Annotated in this window: 3 protein-coding genes; 2 read left to right on the top strand and 1 reads right to left on the bottom strand. The window is 69.2% G+C overall.

Annotated features, from left to right (window positions below; all coding sequences use genetic code 11):
- Both Aph01nite_RS40645 and Aph01nite_RS40640 read left to right on the top strand, forming a co-directional pair.
- Nucleotides 1-2,545 (top strand): hybrid sensor histidine kinase/response regulator (locus Aph01nite_RS40645; RefSeq protein ID WP_204046430.1); only part of this gene is annotated, 2,545 nt, incomplete at its 5' end.
- A complete protein-coding gene (locus tag Aph01nite_RS40640; RefSeq protein ID WP_204046429.1) occupies nucleotides 2,545-3,174 on the top strand; it encodes a response regulator in 630 nt (209 codons plus the stop codon). The genes Aph01nite_RS40645 and Aph01nite_RS40640, both read left to right, overlap by 1 nt.
- 185 nt (nucleotides 3,175-3,359) lie before the next feature.
- On the opposite strand, the gene Aph01nite_RS40635 is transcribed toward Aph01nite_RS40640, so the two are convergent.
- On the bottom strand, nucleotides 3,360-4,289 hold the full coding sequence (locus tag Aph01nite_RS40635) for a glycerophosphodiester phosphodiesterase family protein (protein WP_204046428.1): 930 nt from the start codon (nucleotides 4,287-4,289) through the stop codon (nucleotides 3,360-3,362).
- Nucleotides 4,290-4,675: the final 386 nt, after the last annotated feature.

The following is a 4,675-nucleotide window of genomic DNA, read 5'->3' as shown; positions in this document are numbered from 1 at the left end:
CCAGGCCCGCGTGCCCGGCGTGTCCGGCGTCTGGAAGGACCTCACCGACAACGTCAACTCGATGGCCACCAACCTGACCTACCAGGTCCGCAACATCGGCGAGGTGACCACGGCGGTCGCCAACGGCGACCTCACCCGCAAGATCGACGTGGACGCCCAGGGCGAGATCCTGGTCCTCAAGACCACCATCAACACGATGGTGGACCAGCTCTCCTCCTTCGCCTCCGAGGTCACCCGCGTGGCCCGCGAGGTCGGCTCGGAGGGCCAGCTGGGCGGCCAGGCCCGGGTGGAGGGCGTCGAGGGCACCTGGAAGCGCCTCACCGAGAGCGTCAACGAACTGGCCGGCAACCTCACCACCCAGGTGCGCGCCATCGCCGAGGTGACCAGCGCGGTCGCCCGCGGCGACCTGACCCGCTCCATCACCGTGGACGCCCCCGGCGAGATCGCCCAGCTCAAGGACAACATCAACACGATGGTGTCCACCCTGGTGGACACCACCAACACCAACCAGGACCAGGACTGGCTCAAGTCCAACCTGGCCCGCATCTCCCGCCTCATGCAGGGCCACCGCGACCTCATCGAGGTGACCCGCCTGATCATGAGCGAGCTGACCCCGCTGGTGTCGGCCAGCCACGGCGCCTGCTACCTGGTCGTGGACGGCGAACTCACCCTGATCGCCGGGTACGGCATCCAGCCCGGCTCCTCCCCCCGCCAGCGTTTCGCGCTCGGCGAGGGCATCGTCGGCCAGGCCGCCCTGGAGACCCAGCAGATCATCCTGGAGAACGTGCCGGCCGAGTACATCACCATCGAGACCGGCCTCAGCAAGGCCAAGCCGGCCCAGATCGTGGTGCTGCCCATCCTGTTCGAGAACCAGGTGCTCGGCGTGCTGGAGATGGCCTCCTTCAGCCAGTTCAGCGAGATCCACCGGGACTTCCTGGCCCAGCTGGTGGAGACCATCGGCGTCACCATCAACACGATCATCGCCAACTCGCGTACCGAGGATCTGCTGAAGGAGTCGCAGCGGCTGGCCACCGAGCTGCAGGAGCGCTCGGACGAGCTGCAGCGCCAGCAGGAGGAGCTGCGCAGGTCCAACGCCGAACTGGAGGACAAGGCGGCGCTGCTGGCCAAGCAGAACCGCGCCATCGAGATCCAGAACTTCCAGATCGAGCAGGCCAGGCGCACCCTGGAGGAGCGGGCCGAGCAGCTGGCCGTGTCCAGCCGCTACAAGTCCGAGTTCCTCGCCAACATGTCGCACGAGCTGCGCACGCCGCTGAACAGCCTGCTGGTGCTGGCCAAGCTGCTCACCGAGAACGCCGAGGGCAACCTGACCCCGCAGCAGGTGGAGTTCGCCCGCACCATCCACGGCGCCGGCTCCGCGCTGCTCCAGCTGATCAACGACATCCTCGACCTGTCCAAGGTGGAGGCCGGGCGCATGGACATCCACCCGCAGCAGCTGTCGCTGCCCAAGCTGGTGGACTACATGGAGGCCACGTTCGCGCCCCTCGCGCAGGACAAGGGCCTGTCGTTCACCGTCGAGGTCGACCCGAGCGTGCCCAACGAGCTGCGCACCGACGAGCAGCGCATGCAGCAGGTGCTGCGCAACCTGCTCTCCAACGCGGTCAAGTTCACCCCGAAGGGCGAGGTCCGGCTGCAGGTCTCGCACGCGCCCAGCACCGTCGCGTACGTGGACGAGACCCTGCGCAACTCCGACAAGATCCTCGCCTTCGCGGTCGTGGACACCGGCATCGGCATCGCCCCCGACAAACTCGAAGTGATCTTCGAGGCGTTCCGCCAGGCCGACGGCACCACCAGCCGCAAGTACGGCGGCACCGGCCTCGGCCTGTCCATCTGCCGGGAGATCGCCCGCCTGCTCGGGGGCGAGATCCACGTCGACAGCGTGCCCGGCGAAGGCAGCACCTTCACCCTCTACCTGCCCTTGTCGTACGCGGGACCGCTGGCGGCCAGGGACGGCGGGGCGGCCACCATCGCCACGTACACGGCCGAACGCCGGGACCGGCTGGCGCTGGCCGGGCACCAGCCCGACACCGACGACGTGCTGCCCGACATCCCGCTCCCGACCGACCTGCCCGAACCCCGGCTGGTGGCCGAGATCGACCTGGCCGTCGGCCGCGACTGGCAGGGCGACGACCCACTCACCGGCGCCAAGATCCTCATCGTGGACGACGACATCCGCAACGTGTTCGCCCTCACCAGCGTCCTGGAACGGCACGGCTCCGTCGTCGTGTACGGCGAGAACGGCCGCGAGGGCATCGAGCAGCTGGAACGCAACGAGGACGTGGCGCTCGTCCTGATGGACATCATGATGCCGGAGATGGACGGCTGGGCGACCACCTCGGCCATCCGCCGCATGCCGCAGTTCGCCGACTTGCCGATCATCGCGCTGACGGCCAAAGTGATGCGCGGCGACCGGGAGAAGAGCATCGCCTCCGGCGCGTCCGACTACGTGCCCAAACCGGTCGACGTGGACCGGCTGCTCGAACGGCTGCGCGGCTGGCTGCTGCGCGGGAAGCAGGAGGCGGACTGATGCCCGACCGCGCGAAGATCCTCATGGTCGACGACCGGGAGGAGAACCTGATCGCGCTGGAAGCGATCCTCAGCTCGCTGGATCTGATCCCGGTCCGGGCCCGCTCCGGCGAGGAGGCGCTGAAGGCGCTGCTGGGCACCGAGTTCGCGCTGATCCTGCTGGATGTGCGCATGCCCGGGATGGATGGCTTCGAGACGGCCGCGCACATCAAACGCCGGGAGCGTACGCGGAACATTCCGATCATCTTCCTGACGGTGGTGGACAGCGCGCCCGACTACGCCTTCCGGGGGTACGCGGCCGGGGCGGTCGACTATCTGACCAAGCCGTTCGATCCGTGGGTGCTGCGGGCGAAGGTGTCGGTGTTCGTCGAGCTCTACAACATGACGCAGCGTCTCACCGAGCAGGCCGCCCTGCTCCGGGAACGCCTGGCCGCCGAACTTCCCAACGGCAACGGCGACCAGCCTCCTGTCCTGCCCGAGCTCTCCCGGCGTCTCACGGCCGCGGAGAACGAGCTCACGCGGGTACGCGAAGCCGCCCGCAAGACCGGCGACTCCTCGCTGACCGGGCCGCTCACGGACCTGGCCCAGCGGCTCGCCCACCTCCGCGCCGGGTTCGACGCGCTGTCCTGACCCGCAGCCGGTGATGCGCAGTCCTGATCTGTGTGAGTCCTGATGTGTGGTCTTGATGCGCGGGTCTTGGCGCGCGGTCTGATGCGCGGGTCTTGGTGCGCGGTCTGATGCGCGGTCCGGGTGCGCGGTCCGGGTGCGCCGTCCGGGTGCGCCGTCCGGGTGCGCGGTTCTTGTGGGCGTCTTGATCAGGTGAGGGCCGCGTGCCGGACCGCCCGGACCGGAGCGGGCAGTGGCATGCCGCGGGACGACCACAGGTCGCGCATGCGGTCGGGGTAGTCGGTGACGATCCCGCCCACGCCCAGTTCGATGAGGGTGGCGGCCCGTTCGGGTTCGTTCACTGTCCAGGCGACGACCGGCAGGCCGCGCAGGGCGGCGTTGGTCATCAGCAGCGGGTTGATCATCACGTGGTCGGGGGACAATGCGGTCGCGCCGACCGCCTCGGCCGCGGCCGGGATATCCGATTCGAGGTCGCGGATGTCGGAGCCGGCCAGCCACGCGGGGTCGACGGTGTCGGCCTCGATCAGCGCGAACCGGTGCGGGACCGCGTCACGGGCGCACTCCAGGACACGCCAGTCGAAACTGAGGATCGCCGAGGACGCCAGGCGGCCGTGACGCTCCAGTTCCGCCAGCACGAGCTCGGTGAAAAGCCGGTGGTCGGGCGAGAGGTCCGGGCGGGTGGGGTCGGACTTGAGCTCCACGTGCAGCCGCACCTTGTCGGCCCCGTACGCGCCGACCAGGCCGAGCACCGCGCCGAGAGTCGGCATCCGGGTGTCCGGAAGGGCGACCTGGGTGGCCGCGAACGGATCCGTGGCCTTCTTCGGGCGGCGCACACCCGCGTCAAGGGTTCGGATCTGATACTGGGTGAGGTTCTTGATGGCCTTTCCGACATAAGGGAACATCTCGTCCCCCGGGGTCGCGGCGGCCGTGTCCGCGCTGGTCAGAGCCGAAACCGTCAGATCATGACTCAGAATGAGCTGCCGATCGGCGGTCAGCGTGACGTCGAACTCCAGCGCGTCGACGCCGAGCTCCAACGCGAAAGCCAGCCCCGGCAACGTGTTCTCCGGACGCAGACCCCGCGCACCCCGATGGCCATGCAGCTCAACATGTCCGTACACAACCGCGAACCCTACCTGGTCAACCCCCACCCCCCACGGACCCCCGCCCCCTACGGCGCGCCCACTCCTCGACAACTAACGTGCCTCCGCAGACCCACGCTCTCCCGGGCACCCCAAAGATCCGCCGACGTGGTTCGGCGGGCGTGGAGCTGGTGGCGTCAGAGCGCCTAACAGAATGACCCGAGGCACCGGCCGCTCACCGTTATCCGGCGCCGTTGACGCAGGTGACGCTACTCGCGGCACCGGCGCCAAGCATCACCGGTGTAGCCGGGAACGCGGGGCCGCAGGTGGGCGCGGAGGCCGACCAGGCGGAGGCCGACCAGGCGGAGGCCGACCAGGCGGAGGCCGACCAGGCGGAGGCCGACCAGGCGGAGGCCGACCAGGCG

The sequence above is a fragment of the Acrocarpospora phusangensis genome (assembly GCF_016862995.1).
GTDB lineage: Bacteria > Actinomycetota > Actinomycetes > Streptosporangiales > Streptosporangiaceae > Acrocarpospora > Acrocarpospora phusangensis.
The sequence above is the reverse complement of the archived record's forward strand: the minus strand, read 5'-3'. Positions and strand labels throughout refer to the sequence as shown.